The following is a 16,267-nucleotide window of genomic DNA, read 5'->3' on the forward strand; positions in this document are numbered from 1 at the left end:
TGACCGGTCAGACGAAACTGAGCGCGTCGACGATCTCGACCCGCGTCGCGCGATACGCCGGGTACGCGGCGCACAGCACGGCGAAGCCCATCACGACGAGCGCGATCAGCGCCATGCGCAGCCAGTCCAGGTCGATCTGCAGCAGCACCTGCTGCGACGAATTGGGCGGCACATAGCCGATCTGCGCGGCATTGAGCGCGGCCGCGACGACGAGCGTGACGACGAGCCCCAGCAGTGCGCCGAGCAGCGCGATCCAGAAGCCCTCGAGCGCGAACAGCCTGACCACGCCGCCGTGGCTCAGGCCCAGCGCGCGCAGCGTGCCGATCTCGCGCGTGCGCTCGACCACCGCCATCGACATGGTGTTCGCCACGCTCATCGCGGAGATCACCAGCACGATGCTGGCGATGAACGAGAAAATCATGTCGAACAGCCCCTTCACCTGGGTATAGAAGCTCGACAGCTCCTGCCAGGTCCGGATCTCGACGTCGAAGCCGGCGGCCCGCAGGCTGGCTTCCAGGTCCGTGCGCGCCTGCGCGGTCAGTTCGGCGCGATCGAGCAACACGACGAAGCGCTCGACCGCGTCGGTGTTCATCAGCGACTGGGCGAGCGCGAGCGGCACCAGCACGTACTTGTCGTTGGTGCCCGCGCTGCCGGTATTGAAGACGTCGGACACTTCCGCGTCCACCGCATTCGCCTGGCCGTCGAAGGTCGACGCGAGCAGGCTGAACACCTCGTCCTTCTTCAGGTTCAGCAGCTTCGCCAGATCCTCCGACACCGCGACGCCGTTTTCGCGGTGCGCGTTGAGCCGCCCGCTGGCGTCGCCCGGGCTCGCGGCGCCCAGCGCGTCGTTGTGCGCGGGCACGATGCCCTCGCCGATGAAGATGGTCGACGCCTGGCCGTTCGACGCCAGCCCGTCGAGGCTCAGGCGCGGCGACACGAGCTTCACGCCCGGCTCGCGGTAGATGATCGACTCGACCTTGCGGGTCTCCTGCGGCGAGAACAGGTAGCGCTTCGGCTTGAGCTTGCCCTCCAGCATGAAGCCGCGCTTGAAGATGGTCAGGTGCCCGAGCCGCTCGCCCATCACCGCCTGCTGCTCCAGCCCCGCGTAGACGTTCGCGATATAGCCGCTGAACAGGTTGATCGCCGCGAGCCCGAACGCGATCGCGATCAGCGTGACGACGCTGCGGCGACGGTTTCTGAACGCGTTCTTGAGCGCCAGTACAAAGGAATGCATCACAGCTCACCTCGATCGAGAAGCTGGCCGTCGCACAGGGTCAGGCAACGGTCCATATAGCCCAGCGCACGTTCGTCGTGCGTCGAGAACACGAAGGTCACGCCGTGACCGCGATTGAGCCGCTGGAACAACTGCATCGCGGCGCGGGTGTTCTGGCTGTCGAGACTCGCCGTCGGCTCGTCGGCGATCACCAGCTGCGGCTCGGCGATCAGCGCGCGCGCGATCGCCACCCGTTGCCGCTGGCCGCCGCTCATCTGGTCGGGGCGCTTGCGGATCTGCTGGGCCAGCCCGACCTCGCCGAGCAGCGCCTCCGCCCGCTCGCGCTCGGCCGGCGTCGGCTGGCCGTTGAGGCGCAGCGGCAGCAGCACGTTGTCGAGCGCGTCGAGCACCGGGATCAGGTTGTAGCTCTGGAACACGAAGCCGATCGCGCGGCGGCGACGCGCCGCGTACTCGGCCGGGGTCAACGGGGTGGTCGATTCGCCGAGCAGTTCGAGCTCGCCTTGCGACGGCCGGTCGAGCAGGCCAATCAGGTTCAGCAGCGTGGTCTTGCCGCTGCCCGACGGCCCGACGATCGCCAGCATCTCGCCCTTCCTGACCGTCAGGTCGATGTGGCTGAGCGCCGCGACGTCGCGATACTGCTTGCTCACGCCGATCAGGCGCGCGATCGGCGCGTCGTCCGGCGCACGCGCGCCGGGCGAGGACAGGTCATGCCATGCGGTTTTCATGAGGTCACCAAGGAAGCGGCGGGAACAGGGCCGTTCGGCAGCAGGAACACCCTGCCCTGCCGTCCGGGTTCGTCGGCATGACGCAGCGCCTGCGCGATGGCGTCCAACGGATAGGCGGCCGCGATTTCCGTGCGCAGCACGCCGGCGCTCAGGAGCGCGACCGCTTCGCCAAGCAGTGCGTCGCGCTGCGCATGCGTCATGCGCGACAGCCGCTGCGTGAGCCAGAAGCCCTTGAGCGTCATGCCGTGAAAGATCAGCGCCTCGCTCGCGAGCCGCACCGGCTGGCCCGACAGCATCCCGTAGTTGACGATCGTCGCGCCGGGTTCGAGCAGCTCGGCGAGCCGCATCACGCCGTCGCCGCCGACCGCGTCGAGCGCGAGCGGCGCGGCGTCGCCGCCCATCGCGGCCCGCGCGCGCCGCGCCAGCTCCGGGCCGTCTTCGACGGCGGCGTCGCCGCCGGCGGCGAGCACCTGGGCGACGGCCTCCGGCCGCCGCACGATGTTGAGCGTGCGCAGGCCGTCCTGCCGGGCCACCTGCATCACGGCCCGTCCGACGCTCGACAGCGGCGCGTTCTGGACCAGCCATGCGCCGCGCGCGAGCGGCAGATGGCGCCGCACCAGTTCGAGCGCGGTGCACGCGCTCACCTTGAGCGACGCCAGCTGCAGCACGTCCAGTCCGGGCGCGACCTTGTGCACGAGCGACGCGGGGATGCGGCGGCGTTGGCACCAGTTATCGTTGCCGACCAGGATCACCCGGTCGCCCACCGCGACCTCGCGCACCGACGCGCCGCATGCCGCCACGCGTCCGACGGCCTCGAGGCCGAGCGTCGCGGGCAGCTTCGGCAATTCGCCGTAGCGGCCGGCCAGCCGGGCCAGGTCGGCCGGGTTCACCGCGCAGGCCTCGACGTCGACCAGCACGTCCCAGGCGGACGGCGGGCCGGGATCGTCGACCTCGCAGCAGCGGGCCGCCTGCGCGGGGCGGCCGAAGGCATCGAAGCGGATCTGTTTCAAATCAACCCCTTGCTGGCCGGCGCGCGCTGCTTCAGCGCCGCGAGCAGGTCGATCGTCGTGTCGATCTGTTCCCGCGTGTGCGCGGTGTTGAGGAAGAAGCGCAGCCGCGCGGCGTCGCGCGGCACCACCGGAAAGATCATCGGGAACGTGAAGATCTGCCGCTCGAACAACTGCGCCGTCAGCCAAAGCGCCAGCTCGGCGTCGGGCAGCATGATCGGCACGACCGCCGAGCCGTGGCTCATCCCGATGTCGAGGCCCGCCTGCTGCGCGCGCGTGCGGAAGTAGTCGGCGTTCTCCACGACGCGGCGCGCGCGCTGCGGCTCCTCGCGCATGATGCGCAGCGCCTCCAGGCCCGCGGCCGCGTTCGACGGCGTGAGCGACGCGGCGTAGAGGCCGAGCCCCGGCGCGTAGTGCTTGAGCATCGTGATCAGATCCTTGCGGCCCGCGACATAGCCGCCCACCGTCGCGAACGCCTTGCTCATCGACGCGTAGTGGATGTCGATGTCCGCGCCGTCGAGCCCGAAATGGTCGACCACGCCCAGCCCGCGCGGGCCGATCACGCCCATCGAATGCGCCTCGTCGACCATCAGGAGCGCCTGGTGCCGCCGCTTGATGTCGATCAGGCGCGGGATGTCGGGAATGTCGCCGTCCATGCTGAACACGCCTTCCGTCAGGATCAGCACGCGCTCGAAATGAGCGCGGTGTTCGACGAGCAGCCGCTCCAGCGCGTCGTAGTCGTTGTGCGCGAACGCGAAGCGGCGCGCGCCGCTCAGCTTCGCCCCGGTCAGCATGCTGTTGTGCACCAGCTCGTCGTACAGCACGAGATCCTGCTTGCGCGCGAGGTAGCCGATCGCCGCGACATTGGTGCCGTAGCCGCTGACGCCGAGCATCGCATCCTCGACGCCCAGCACCTCGCTCAGCATCCGTTCGAACTCGCCGTACAGCGGGATCTCGCCCGTGATGATCCGGCCGGAGCCGGTCGAGGTGCCGTACACGTCGATCGCCTGCTTCGAAGCAGCCTGCACCCGCGGATCGCCGGACAGGTCGAGATAGTTGTACGAGGAAAAATTGACGACCTGGCGCCCCGCGATCTCGATCTCCGCGCCGGCGAAGCCGGCATGCTCGCGGTACATGTTCCACTCATAGCCCTGCTTGTCGTAATACCAGCGGGTGTTCGTGTATTCGCGCAGCTCGGGAAAATGCGCGAAGTCGTAATGCTCCGGCCCGATCTTCACCTTGCTCGACGCGGCGCGCGGCAAGATCGCATCCTCGCCGGCCGCGCTCGCCTTGCCGAGCAGGCTGGCGCGCAGACGCTCGACGTGCAGTTCTGGTTTCATGCTCTGGGTTCCTTTCGTTGGACGCGTGCGGGTCGGGTTCAGGCGGCTTCGCTCTGCGCGGCTGCTTCGCCGAGCCCGAGGTGGCCGAGGGTCTTGTCCGCGATCGCGCGGATGGTCAGGTCATCGAGAATCTCGAGCACCGACACGCCGATGCCGAGGTCGCGACGCAGCAGCGACTGGATCTCGGTCGCCATCAACGAATCGACGCCGAGATCGAGGATCGGCCGGTCGACCGGAATCGCATCCGCCGCCGTCTCCAGTTCGTCGGCGATCAGCGACGCGATCAGGCTCGCCAGCACCGTGAAGCGATCGCCCGCCGGCAGCGCCGCCAGCTCGACGCGCAGGCGATCGCCGGCGTCGGCGTTCGCCTGTGCGTCGGCCGCGATCAGGTCGGCGTAGCGCGACGATTCGCCCGCCCGGGTCTCGTAGCGCCCCCAGTCCGCCCAACTCGTGATCAACGTGATGCCGAGCTGCGTGACGCCGCGCCGCATCGCGCGTTCGAGCCAGTCGAGCGCCTCCGCCGACTCCATGCCGCGCAGCCCCATGTAGCGCATGAACTGTTCGAGCTTTTCGTCGCGCGTGACCACGCCGACGTCGGCGATCGCCCCCCAGTTGATGCTGGTCGCCGGCAGCCCGAGCGCCCGACGGTGCCACGCGAGCCCGTCGAGGAAGCCGTTCGCGCTGACGTAGCTCGCCTGGCGGCTGTTGCCGACCAGGTTCGCGATCGACGAATACATCACGAAGTGATCGAGCGGCATCGCGCGCGTCGCCACGTGCAGCAGACGTGCGCTTTCCGCCTTGCTGCGCATCACCTGCAGCAGGTGTTCGGGCGCGAGATCGACGATCGGCTCGTCGATGATCACCGCCGCCGAATGGAACACGCCGCGCAACGGCGGCGCCGCCTCGGCGAGCGTCGCGAACAGGGCGCGCACCTCGGCCTCGTCGGCGAGATCGGCGCTCATGCACAGCACTGTGGCGCCGCGCGAACGCAGATCCGCGACGAACGCGCCGCGCTCGGGCGTATCCGCACCGGTGCGCCCGACCAGCACGACATGCCGCGCGCCCCGCTCGACCAGCCAGCGCGCCGTCTTCTGGCCGAACCCGCCGAAGCCGCCGGTAACCAGATAGCTCGCATCGGGCTTGAAGCTCGCCGTTTGCAGCACCTGGACCTGGAGCGCCTCGGCGGCGTCGTCGAATTCCACGATCAGCGGAATGTCCGCATCGGGCAGTGCGAGCTTGCGGGTCGCCAGGTCGGTGATCGACACCGACAGACTGTCGCTCGGCGGGCAGCCGCCGGCGGCGACATGCGACACCGCCCAACGCAGCGCCGCCGCGAAGCGCTCGGCGCGCTGCGTCAGCACCGACAGATCCGCCCGCACGATCGACGCCGCCGCGTGCGGCACCGTGAACGGACGCGTGGACGGCTCGGTGTCGATCAGCACGCCGCCCGTCGCGAGCGCGCGCCAGCCGAACCGGTCGCCCCACGCGGCCATCGGCCCGACGACGGCGTCGAAGCCGCGTCCGCCGGTGCCGTCGAGCACGGCCGCTTCCAGCGCCGCGTGCGAGGCCGGCACCCGCGTCTGACCAGGCGCCTGCGCGGCCGCGCCCGGCGCGGCCAGCAGCGTCGTGCGGATGCTGCGCCGGCGCAGCGCCGCGTCGACCGCCAGGCCCAGCGCGTCGGCTTCGACCAGCACGTGCGCATCGGCATCGAGATCGGCCTGTTCGACGAGACGCGCCGCGATCGCTTCGCGTACCGCGACGAACAGCAGTCTCGCCTCGTCGACGCCGGCCGGCAGTTCGATCACATGGAACGCCGAGCGCGGCCCGCGCAGATGGCTGGCGAACTCGGCGGGCGCGAGGCCGTAGACGCGCTGTCCGACCCGCAGGTCGGTCACCGAGGCGCCCACGCCCGACACCGTGCCGATCACTTCCACGTGATCCTGGTCCAGCGTCTGACCGTTCGAAGTGCGCAGCCCGGCCATCGTCAACGCGACGCGCGCGACCTTCAATTCGATCTCGCCGGCGCGCAACGGCTCGCGCGGCACCTCGATCAGCTTGACGCTGCCGGGGCTGCCGTCCTGCTCCTCGGCACTGCGCACGCACACCGCGCGCTCGCCGCCCAGCGGCAACGCTTCGACCAGCGGCTCGGCGAGCCACGGATTCACTTCGAGACGGCTCGCGAAGCGGCGGCCACGACGGATCGCCACCTCGTCCTCGGCCGCATCGCACACCAGTTCCAGCACGGCCGCGCGGACGTCGCCGTCGGTGGCGAGCGCGGGCAGGTCGAGCGTGCCGAAACGCATCCCGTCGATCTCGTTGAAGGCGACGCGGGCGAAGCCATTCAACGCGGTCTGCGCGGGCTGCACCGGCGGATCGCTTTCGGTCACCCGGAACGCGTCGCGGGTCACCACGTAGGCGCGCGGCCGCTGCGCCGCCGGCAGGCCCGCCAGCTGACGCGTCACGGCGAGCATGAACAGCAGCGCCCGGGTGCCCGTCGGATCGTCGCCTTCGAGCGTCGCGTGTCCGCCGTGCACGAACACCACGCCGTCCATCGAACCGACGGTGGCGAGCGCGTGCTCGATGTCGCCCGCCGCGTCGACGCGCACGACGGTGCGCTCGTCCTGGATGCCGGGCGCGGTCCCGGCGCACAGCCGCGCGCAGACCCGCGCGCCGAAGCCCTCCAGGCCCGACGCGAGCTGGTCGGCCAGCACCCGGCTCGCCTCGTCCTCGACGACCAGCCAGTGTCCGAGCCGCTTGGGCTCGGACAGGTTGCCGGCGTCCGCCCATTCGTAGCGCGCCATCTGCAGCTTCACCGGATCGCCGAACGCGTCGGTGCGCGCGAGCTTCGTCGACGAAGCGGTCACGCGCATCCCGCGAATCACGGCGAGCACCGCGCCGGCGTCGTCGCAGAGCGTCAGGTCGGCGTCGACGTGGGTCGGCCCGGAGCGCACCTGCACCGCCTCGCACCAGTAGCGGGCGGGCAGCGCCGGCACGAGCAGCCGCAATTCCTTGAAGCCCGTCGGCAGATACGTGACGTCATTGCCGTCGAGCAGGCCGACCAGCACCTGGAAGCACGCGTCGAGCATCGCCGGCTGCGCGCGGTAACCCGCGCCCGACAGTTCATCGGGGCATTCGATCCGCGCCAGCACGCGTCCGCCGGCGCCGCCCGCGTACAGCGCGCGCACGGCCCGGAAACTCGGCCCGTACTGCAGGCCCAGACGCGACAGCCCGAGATAGAACGCCTCGGGTGGCTGCTCCGCGCCGAGCGACGCCTTCAGCGAGGCCAGATCGATGCGCCGGGTCTCGGCCGTCTGCAATGCGCCCACCTGGCCCGTCAGATGCAACTGGCCCTCCCCGATCTTGCCGCTCTCGACGCTGCGGATCGACACGTGCCCCGTGTCGCGCGCATAGCGGGACACATAGTCGACCGCGCGGTCGTTCGAGATCACGAGCGGCGCGCGGATCTCCACGTCGCTGATGCGCCAGCCCGGCGCGTCGGGATGCACGACCGCCGCGACTTCGAGCAAGGTCTCCACGTACCCGGCCGCCGGCATGATCGGCACGCCGGAAATCACATGCTCCTTGAGGAAGGCCAGCGCCTGGTGTTCGAGATCGTTGACCCAGATGTCGGTGGCCGGATGCTGCTCGCAGCCGAGCAGCGGCAGGTCGGTCGGGCTCACGCGCTGGTACACCGCGCGCTCGGTTTCGAGCCAGGTGCGCTCGCGCTGCCACGGGTAGGTCGGCAGCGCCGTGCAGCGGCCCGCGCCGTTGAGCGGGGTCCAGTCGATCGCGCAGCCGCTCGCGAACACCTGCGCCACCGCGCGATGCACGCGTGCGCGCTCGGGCTCGTTGCGCCGCAGGGTCTCGACCACGCGGATGTCCTTCGCATGCTGTTTCGCGCAGTCGCGCAGCGCGCTCGACAGCACGGGGTGCGGGCCGACCTCGACGAACGTGACGAAGCCGTCGTCGAGCAGCGACTGGATCGCGCCGAGAAAGGCGACCGGCCGGCGCACGTTCAGCGGCCAGTAGTCGGCGCCGAACGACGGCCCGGTCGCGCGCCGGCCGGTCACGGTCGAGACCAGCGGCAGCGCGGGCTCGCGGGCCACGATGGGCCGCAGCGACGCGCTCAGCTCGTCGAGGATCGGATCCATCAGGTAGCTGTGATACGGCACCTCGACGGCCAGCACGCGGTTGAACACCTCCTGCGCGCTCAACGCATCCGCGAGCGCCTCGATCGCCGCCGTCTCGCCCGACAGCGTCAGCGTGTTCGGGCCGTTGACGGCCGCGATCTCGACGCGCCCGACGAACGGCGCGAGCCATGCCTCCATCTCGCGCGCGCCGAGCCCGACGGCCAGCATGCTGCCGCTGCCGGCCGTCAGCGCCTGCAGGCGGCTGCGCTCGTAGCTCACGCGCAGCGCATCCTCCAGGCTCAGCGCGCCGCTCACGCAGGCCGCGGTGACCTCGCCCACGCTGTGGCCCACCACCGCGCCCGGCCGGACGCCCGCGGCGCCAAGCAGCGCGGCGAGCCCCCACTGGATCATGAAGTTCGCGGGCTGCGCGTAGGCAGTGCGCGTGATTTGCGATTCGGCCTCGCTCTTCAGCATCTCGGCGACGATGGAGAAACCCGCGATGCGCTGGAAGATGAGGTCCGCCTCATCCACCGCCGCCCGATACAGCGGCTCGTCGCGATACAGCTCCTGGCCCATCGCCCACCATTGCGGCCCCATTCCGGTGAACACCCAGACCGGGTCGGTGCGGCCGAGCGCGGCCTGCTGGCCGGACACAACCTGCTCGGAGAGCTCGCCCTGCGCGAGCGCGTCGAGCCCGCGCCGCAGCTGCGCGCGATCGGCGCCCGTCACGACGGCGCGGTGCGTGAGCGGCGCGCGCTTGAACGCCGCCGAGTGCAGCAGATCCGTGAGGTCCGCATCGGGCGTCGCCAGCTGCGCGTCGTAGCGGCGGGCCAGCGCCTTGAGCGCCGGGCCGCTGCGCGCCGACAGCGGCAGATAGAGCGGAAAGCCGGCGGGGCGCGTCGGCGCCCTGGCCGGCGCGGACGCGGCGGGCGGCGCCGAGCGCAGCACCACGTGCGCGTTGGTGCCGCCGTAGCCGAACGAATTGACGGCGACGAGGAAGGGTTCGTCGGGCACGGCGAGCGGGATCGGCGCATCGGCGAGCCGCACACCGATCTCCTCGAACGGGATGCCCGGATGCGGCGTCTGCAGATTGCCGAGCGGGAACGCCTCGCGATGCATCAGCGTCAGCACCGCCTTGATCACGCCGGCGATGCCCGCGCCCGCTTCCAGATGGCCGATGTTGCTCTTGATCGAGCCGAGCACGACGCGCGCGTCGCCCTGCCGGTTCGCGCCGTAGACCGATCCGATCGCGGTCGCCTCGATCGGATCGCCGACCGCCGTGCCGGTCCCATGGCACTCGACATAGCGCACCTGCGCCGGGTCGATGTCGAACCGCTCGCAGACGTCCCGGATCAACAGGCTCTGCGCCTCGCTGCTCGGCATCGAGATGCCGGGCGTGCGGCCGTCGGAATTCACGCCCGCGCCCGCGACGGTCGCAAGGATCGTGTCGCCGTCGGCCAATGCGCGCTCGAGCGTCTTGAGCACCACGATGCCGCCGCCTTCGCCGCGGCCGTAGCCGTCGCCGCGGGCGTCGAACGATTTGCATTGTCCGTCGCGCGACAGGAATTGCCCCTTGCACATGCCGATCGGATACTCGGGGCGCGTCATGATGTTCGCGCCGCCGACGACCGCCATGTCGCATTCGCCGGACCAGATGTCGCGACAGGCGTAGCTGAACGCGACCAGCGACGACGAACAGGCGGTGTCGATCGACAGGCTCGGCCCGCGCAGGTCGAACGCATGCGACAGGCGGTTGGCGAGCATCGTCATCATCATGCCCGCCGCGGTATTGGCGTTGTGGCGGGTGCGGTTCGTCACCTGCATCAGCGTGATCATGTGGTCGAGCATGAAGCCGCCGACATAGACCCCCACCTTCTTGCCGGCATGCGCGGGCAGGTCGAGCCCGGCGTTCTCGAACGCTTCCCAGATCAGTTCGAGCAGGAGCCGCTGCTGAGGATCGAGATTCTCCGCGACGCGCGGCGGCAGATCGAAGAACTCCGCATCCATCGACCGGACGTCCTGGCTCAGGAAGTTCCCCTTGTCGACGTAGGCCTTGCCCTTCGCGCTCTCGTCGGCCGCGTAATAGCGCGCGGCGTCCCAACGGTCCGACGGGACGGGCCCAGCGGTCACCCGGCGCGCGCGCAGCGCGGCCAGCAGGCCGTCGAGATCGTCAATTCCCCCTGGAAGCCGACAGGCCATCCCCACCACCGCGATTTCTTTCATTATTCGTCATCCAAAATAATATGAGTTCAAGCAGACGTAACAGGATGTGAGTAAATCACATGGATTGTTTCCTCTACTGTTCGCTACATGACTGACTCGCTTTAGCAATCCTGATCAACTCGGATTGCCTGTTTATCTGTAAACCCGATCCTGAATCGGCTTGCTTGTTACGAAACGGAAACGTCGCCGATCGAGGGGATCACGAAGGCGCGACGCAGGTGGATTTTGAGATGGCGCGGGCCTGCGCGATGCGCGCAGGCGGCATGTCGGAGGCAGGCGTTCCGTCGGGGGAGGAAGCAATGCGCTTGAATGCGACGGGATCAGATACGCGAACTCAAGCGATGGCGGAATGAGCATGAACGGCTGAAGAAACCGCATGCCGTCCCCGATCATCCTGCAGGAGCCTGCTTCAAGAAATGACCGGGGCCGTACCGAGGAAATGCGCGGTGAATTGCGTAGCGAGCGACTACGAATTGATGATGACGCGGGCCCGTCGACGCGTAAAACGTCTCACCGCCGTTGCATTACAAAATCGTCAAAAAAACGCCATGCATGGCTTACTGATACGTCATGGTGAAGGTCAGCACCGCGTTCGCGCTGCCGGCCGTCACGCTGGCGGCCGTCTGGTAGTACGCGGCCGTGAGCGGGATCGTGTAGGAGCCGCCCGTCGTCTTGCTGTAGCTCGTCAGTGTGTATTGCGTGTTGTATTTCAGCGGATTGCCGCTGCCGTCCTTCAGTTGCAAACCGATGCCGGTGGCCGTCGAACCGCTCGACAGCGCCAGCACCCCATTCGTGGCGTCGAGCACGGCATTGACCGGAATGAACTGATACTGGATCGAGTTCAGCCCCGTCGGGCAGGCATTGACCGCCACGTTGAATGCCTTGGCCGGCGTGCTGGTCGAGCCGATGCCCTTGAAGGCCGACTGCATGTACGAACCCATGGTGACCGTCACGTTCGGCGTGGTGCACGCCGCCACGGTGACGGCAGTCTGGGTCAACGAATACGACACGTGGTTCGCGGTGCCAACCGTATACTGACTGTTGACGTTTGACGCCGTCACGGATGCCCCCTCGAACAGTACGCCGCCCGTCACCGTCCCCGCCGTGATGGGCCCAGTCTTGACCAGCGCCGCCCGGGCCTGGCCACCATTGGTGACCGTCCCGCTCGAACCGTTTTGGTTACAGGCACCGCCCGTCCACGGGCTGGGAAAATAAGACGCCGGTGTACCGAGATCCAGCCATGACGTGTACCAGCCACACCCGTTCGCGAAAGCACTCACGCCAATCGCAACCCCGACACCGGGCACATTGGTATTCCAGACCGTATAGGTGCCACCGCTCGGTCCGGCTACGGTCATGCCCGCTTTGGTCAGCGACAGCGGTTCGAAAGCCATGCCCGAGGCGGCCGATCCCGACACCGTGCATTTGTAGAAATTGTTGACCTGTGCGGTGGTGATCCAGGAGGTCAGCACCGTTCCGACCGCGGCGTCGCGCGGAACCGTCACCGAAGTCGGCATCGAGAGCGTCACCGTCTGCGCCGTGCCCGTGCAACTGACGCTCTGGGCGAAGGTCGCACGCGAACCGAAGCCCAGCATCAACACCGCCAGCGCGAGCAGCCAGAACGCCAGGCCACGCGCCGATTTCGCCTGCCTGCGTATCGCGGCCGGCTTCTCATTCCATTTCATAATCTTTCCCAGGCTTTTCGGAGGGCGCGAACGATGTCGAATCCGACGCCCCCGCATGACCGAATGCATCGATGCGCAGACCACGACCGGGCGTCATGCGCCCGGCAGCATCCCTCGCCTCGACGGTCGCCACCATGACTTACTGATACGTCATGGTGAAGGTCAACACCGCATTCGCACTGCCGGGCGTCACGCTGGCAGCCGTCTGGTAGTACGCGGCCGTGAGCGGGATCGTGTAGGAACCGCCCGTCGTCTTGCTGTAGCTCGTCAGTGTGTACTGCGTGTTGTATTTCAGCGGATTGCCGCTGCCGTCCTTCAGTTGCAAACCGATGCCAGTGGCCGTCGAACCGCTCGACAGCGCCAGCACCCCATTCGTGGCGTCGAGCACGGCATTGACCGGAATGAACTGATACTGGATCGAGTTCAGCCCCGTCGGACAGGCATTGACCGCCACGTTGAATGCCTTGGCCGGCGTGCTGATCGAGCCGATGCCCTTGAAGGCCGACTGCATGTACGAACCCATGGTGACCGTCACGTTCGGCGTGATGCACGCCGCCACGGTGACGGTGGTCGAGGACAGCGAAAACGACACTTGATTCGAGGTAGCGATCGTAAACGCACTCCCGCTGGTCTTCGTCGCTGACGCCCCCACGAACAGCGCGTTGCCCGTCACTGTGCCCGGCGTGATGGGACCGGTCTTGACCAGCGCCGCCTGGGCCTGGCCACCGTTGGTGACCGTGTAAGTAGCACCGGTTGTGTTGCAAACGATCCCCATCCAAGGAGAGGGATACGACGAACTTGGCGTTCCGAGATCCTGCCATGGCTGCCATGCACAACCGTTCGCGTAGGTACGCGTGCCGATCGCAATGCCAACGCCAGGCACATTCGTATTCCAGACGGTATAAGTCCCGCCATTCGGCCCGGGCACGGTCATGCCGGACTTGGTCATCGACATCGGGTTGAAGAGCATACCTGCGACCACAACACCCGATACCGAGCAAGAGTAATAGTTGCTGGTGGCCGGGGTACTGGCCCACGCGGTCAGCACCGTGCCGACCGCGGCGTCGCGCGGCACCGTCACGGAAGTCGCCATCGGGATCGTCACCGTCTGCGCCGTTCCCGAGCAATTGATCGTCTGGGCGAATACCGTGCGCGCCCCCAAGCCGAGCATCAGCACGGCCATCGTCAACAGCCAGAATGCCAGGCGGCCAAACCCTCGCGCCGTTTTCGCCTGCCGGCGCGCCGCGGCCGACTGCTCATTCCGTTGCGCGCTCGTCCCCGTGTCCGACGCACCGGCTCCGCTTATTGGGTGCATACCGCCTCCGCATCCGTCCAGCGCTGCTTGCTCGACTTGTCGGCCATCGGCAGCGTGTATGTCAGCGAGCACGCCTCGCCGGCCGTATCGCCCCACTTCACCTGCAGGGTGCCGGTATCGGTCTTCACGCCGCGCAGCACGACGCGGCCTTCCTGCGCCACCGTGCCGACGTTCTGCCCCGCCGCATCGCTCACTTCCGCGCCGAACGGAACCGGCTCGCCACCGGCCATGCGCGCGCGCAGGATCACCGCGCGCCCGCCGCCCTCGGTCTCGAACTTCAGGCGCACCACCGCGCCCGCGGTCGGCGCCACGTGCTGGGCGCTCGACTTCAGCTCGACGCTCATCGGCACGCCCTTCGGATCGATCTCCACCTCGTTGGTCGAGAACGGCGTCAGATACGACACCAGCGCATGGCCGAACGGATCGATGCGCAGGCCGCTGCCGGACGTCACGCGCGCCCCGCCCGCGTCCTTGGCCTCGATGATCGCCACCGTGTCGCCCATCGTCGGCGTGAAGGCCACGCCGCCGGCGTACGCCACCATGCCGCCCGAGATGCCGCCGCCGTACTGCGTGAATCCGGTGCCCTTCGAGGCATTGCCCATGAAGGTCGCATACGGCGACAGGTAGGACAGGTTGCCGCCCACGTTGGTGGTCGTCTGCGCGCCGCCGCTGGTGTGGCCGACGTTCACGCCGTAGCTGAGCGCGTTGTCGACGCCGAGCGAGCCCGTCATCGATTGCTGGACCAGCGTCGAACCGTTGGAGTCGTGCTGCAGGCTGGTCGACGCATACACCGTGTGCGAGCCGAGGTTCAGCGGGATCGACAGGTTCAGCATGAAGCGGTTGTCCCAGCGATTCTGCGTCACGTCGAATTGACGAGACGCCGACACGCCGTAGTTGATGCGCCGGAAATTATTGTTGTAGCCGGCCTGGAATTGGGTGTCGTTGCCGGCGCGATTCCAGTAGTTGACGGTCGAGCCCGACAGGTAGAACGAACCCCATCCTTCCGGCAGGCTCTGGTTCAGCGTGACCTGGAACTGGCCGCGACGCACGCCGCCCGACAGCAAATTGTTGACGCCGCCCGTCAGCTGACCGCGCAGCTGCATCGCATCCTGCAGGCCGAGGTAGCCGCTGCTCGAATAGCGATAGGCCGCCACGGCAATATTCGTGCTCGTCGGACTGATCAGCTTGCTGTACGAGACCTTCACGCTCTGACCGTGACGCGTGCCCGTGCCGGGTACATCGGTGTTGGCCTGCGTGATGTCGACCGCGAACGCGCCCAGCTCGGTATTGAGCGCAGCGCCGACCAGGCCGGCCACGTAGCCGGGCGCGGCCGTCACGCCGCCGTAGCCGGTGAGCAGGTTGGTGAAACCGTGCTGCACCGTCGCCTGGAACAACGCCGGCTTGCCCGAGAACAGCGCGTTGCGGTACTGGCCGCCCGTCACGCTGAAGTGCGTGACGCCGGGGCGCAGCGAATTGACGGCCGACGCATACGGCACCTTGAAGGTGTGGATGCTGCCGTCGGCCTCGGTCACGACGACATCGAGGTCGCCGCCATAACCGGTCGGATAGAGATCGTCGATCACGAACGGACCGGTCGCGACGTTGGTGCTGTAGATGATGTTGCCGTTCTGGCGCACCTGCACGAGCGCGTTGCTGTTGGCGATGCCGTGGATGGTCGGCGCATATCCGCGCTGCGATTCCGGATACATGCGCTCGTCGCTCGAGAGCTGCACGCCGCGAAAACCCACGCTGTCGAACATCGTGCCGTCGGTGAACGCGTCGCCGATCACCAGTTGCGCCTTCAGAGACGCGATCGAGCGCTGCAGGCTGGTCTGCACGCTCTGGTAGTGCGAACCGCCGTGCGTATCGTAGGTGTAGTTGCCGTTGTGGCGGAAGCGCCAGGGCCCGACGTTGAAGCCGGCGGTCAGGCCCAGGTAGGCCTGGGTCGACGACGTGCCCTGGTTCTCGGCGCGATAGATATTGCCGTTGTACGACAGCAGCGCGGCCGGCACGCCCTCGTCCCAGTAGCGCGGGTCCACGTAGCCGCGCGCATCGCGGCTCAGCGCGGCCTGCGGGACACTGACGTCGAGCCGCTGCTCGCCGTTGTCGAAGGTGGCGACGGCGTCCGGCACCAGCATGCCGATCATCAGGCAGGCCTGGCTGCTGTCCGTCAGCATGTGCGTCGCCTCGGGCGACAGCTTCGCGAGATCCACCCCGACCTGCTGCAACAGCTCGCGATCGAAGCAGGGCTGGACGTTGTTCGGATTGTTGCCCACCGGACGCAGCGTGATGCCGGCGCGACCGATCCAGTTCGTGTTGACGAAGAGGTCGACGCGGTACGCACCCGGCATCGCGGCATTCCCCTCTTTTCGAAGCGGCTCACATCCACCCGCGCACCGCCAGGATGCTGCAGGAACATGTCGTCGAACTGGACTTCCGCCACTTGCGTGGCGTCCGGGATGGCTGCCATCGCGCCCATCGACGCGAACACGGACAGCACGAGCAGCATGCTCTGGCGCGGACGCCAGTACATGGTCCGCGGCAAGCGAGATATACGTTGAATCACGATAGACAGCCGAGCATAAGCGAGCCCGCGCCCTGCCCGTCC

9 protein-coding genes are annotated in these 16,267 nt (G+C 68.1%); all 9 read right to left on the reverse strand.

The genetic code is table 11. The features are described from left to right. Positions 1-7: 7 nt before the first annotated feature. The 9 genes from Bsp3421_RS01960 to Bsp3421_RS02000 all read right to left on the reverse strand — a co-directional run bounded on the left by Bsp3421_RS01960 (position 8) and on the right by Bsp3421_RS02000 (position 16,010). A complete protein-coding gene (locus Bsp3421_RS01960) occupies positions 8-1,234 on the reverse strand; it encodes an ABC transporter permease (RefSeq protein WP_273995559.1) in 1,227 nt (408 codons plus the stop codon). Then, positions 1,234-1,959, reverse strand: coding sequence for an ABC transporter ATP-binding protein (locus tag Bsp3421_RS01965; protein WP_273995561.1), 726 nt, complete (start codon positions 1,957-1,959; stop codon positions 1,234-1,236). Before Bsp3421_RS01965 ends, Bsp3421_RS01960 begins: the two co-directional genes overlap by 1 nt. Next, a complete protein-coding gene (locus Bsp3421_RS01970) occupies positions 1,956-2,969 on the reverse strand; it encodes a zinc-dependent alcohol dehydrogenase family protein (RefSeq protein ID WP_273995563.1) in 1,014 nt (337 codons plus the stop codon). Before Bsp3421_RS01970 ends, Bsp3421_RS01965 begins: the two co-directional genes overlap by 4 nt. Then, positions 2,966-4,306 carry an aminotransferase class I/II-fold pyridoxal phosphate-dependent enzyme gene (locus Bsp3421_RS01975; RefSeq protein ID WP_273995565.1) on the reverse strand — a complete coding sequence of 447 codons (1,341 nt, stop codon included), beginning with the start codon at positions 4,304-4,306 and terminating at the stop codon, positions 2,966-2,968. Before Bsp3421_RS01975 ends, Bsp3421_RS01970 begins: the two co-directional genes overlap by 4 nt. Before the next feature lie 38 nt (positions 4,307-4,344). Then, a complete protein-coding gene (locus Bsp3421_RS01980) occupies positions 4,345-10,659 on the reverse strand; it encodes a type I polyketide synthase (protein ID WP_273995567.1) in 6,315 nt (2,104 codons plus the stop codon). A 557-nt stretch (positions 10,660-11,216) separates the two neighbouring features. Further along, a complete protein-coding gene (locus Bsp3421_RS01985; protein ID WP_273995569.1) occupies positions 11,217-12,344 on the reverse strand; it encodes a fimbrial protein in 1,128 nt (375 codons plus the stop codon). Next, positions 12,331-12,480 (reverse strand): hypothetical protein, encoded by a 150-nt coding sequence (locus tag Bsp3421_RS01990; protein ID WP_273995477.1) that lies wholly within the window; start codon positions 12,478-12,480, stop codon positions 12,331-12,333. The genes Bsp3421_RS01985 and Bsp3421_RS01990 overlap by 14 nt, the downstream gene beginning before the upstream one ends. A 3-nt stretch (positions 12,481-12,483) precedes the next feature. Next, positions 12,484-13,527, reverse strand: coding sequence for a fimbrial protein (locus Bsp3421_RS01995; protein WP_273995570.1), 1,044 nt, complete (start codon positions 13,525-13,527; stop codon positions 12,484-12,486). Positions 13,528-13,646: 119 nt separating this feature from the next. After that, positions 13,647-16,010: a fimbria/pilus outer membrane usher protein gene (locus Bsp3421_RS02000; protein ID WP_443111417.1), complete on the reverse strand. Its 2,364-nt coding sequence runs from the start codon at positions 16,008-16,010 to the stop codon at positions 13,647-13,649. Positions 16,011-16,267 lie beyond the last annotated feature (257 nt).

It is taken from the genome of Burkholderia sp. FERM BP-3421, assembly GCF_028657905.1.
In the GTDB taxonomy this organism is placed as follows: Bacteria; Pseudomonadota; Gammaproteobacteria; order Burkholderiales; family Burkholderiaceae; genus Burkholderia.

Bases quoted from the DNA above. Each gene is read 5' to 3' on its own strand.
- Bsp3421_RS01960 (WP_273995559.1), bottom strand. From the start codon at position 1,234: ATGCATTCCTTTGTACTGGCGCTCAAGAACGCGTTCAGAAACCGTCGC.
- Bsp3421_RS01990 (WP_273995477.1), bottom strand. From the start codon at position 12,480: ATGGTGGCGACCGTCGAGGCGAGGGATGCTGCCGGGCGCATGACGCCC.
- Bsp3421_RS01995 (WP_273995570.1), bottom strand. From the start codon at position 13,527: ATGGCCGTGCTGATGCTCGGCTTGGGGGCGCGCACGGTATTCGCCCAG.
- Bsp3421_RS02000 (WP_443111417.1), bottom strand. From the start codon at position 16,010: ATGCCGGGTGCGTACCGCGTCGACCTCTTCGTCAACACGAACTGGATC.
- Bsp3421_RS01980 (WP_273995567.1), bottom strand. From the start codon at position 10,659: ATGAAAGAAATCGCGGTGGTGGGGATGGCCTGTCGGCTTCCAGGGGGA.
- Bsp3421_RS01985 (WP_273995569.1), bottom strand. From the start codon at position 12,344: ATGAAATGGAATGAGAAGCCGGCCGCGATACGCAGGCAGGCGAAATCG.
- Bsp3421_RS01965 (WP_273995561.1), bottom strand. From the start codon at position 1,959: ATGAAAACCGCATGGCATGACCTGTCCTCGCCCGGCGCGCGTGCGCCG.
- Bsp3421_RS01975 (WP_273995565.1), bottom strand. From the start codon at position 4,306: ATGAAACCAGAACTGCACGTCGAGCGTCTGCGCGCCAGCCTGCTCGGC.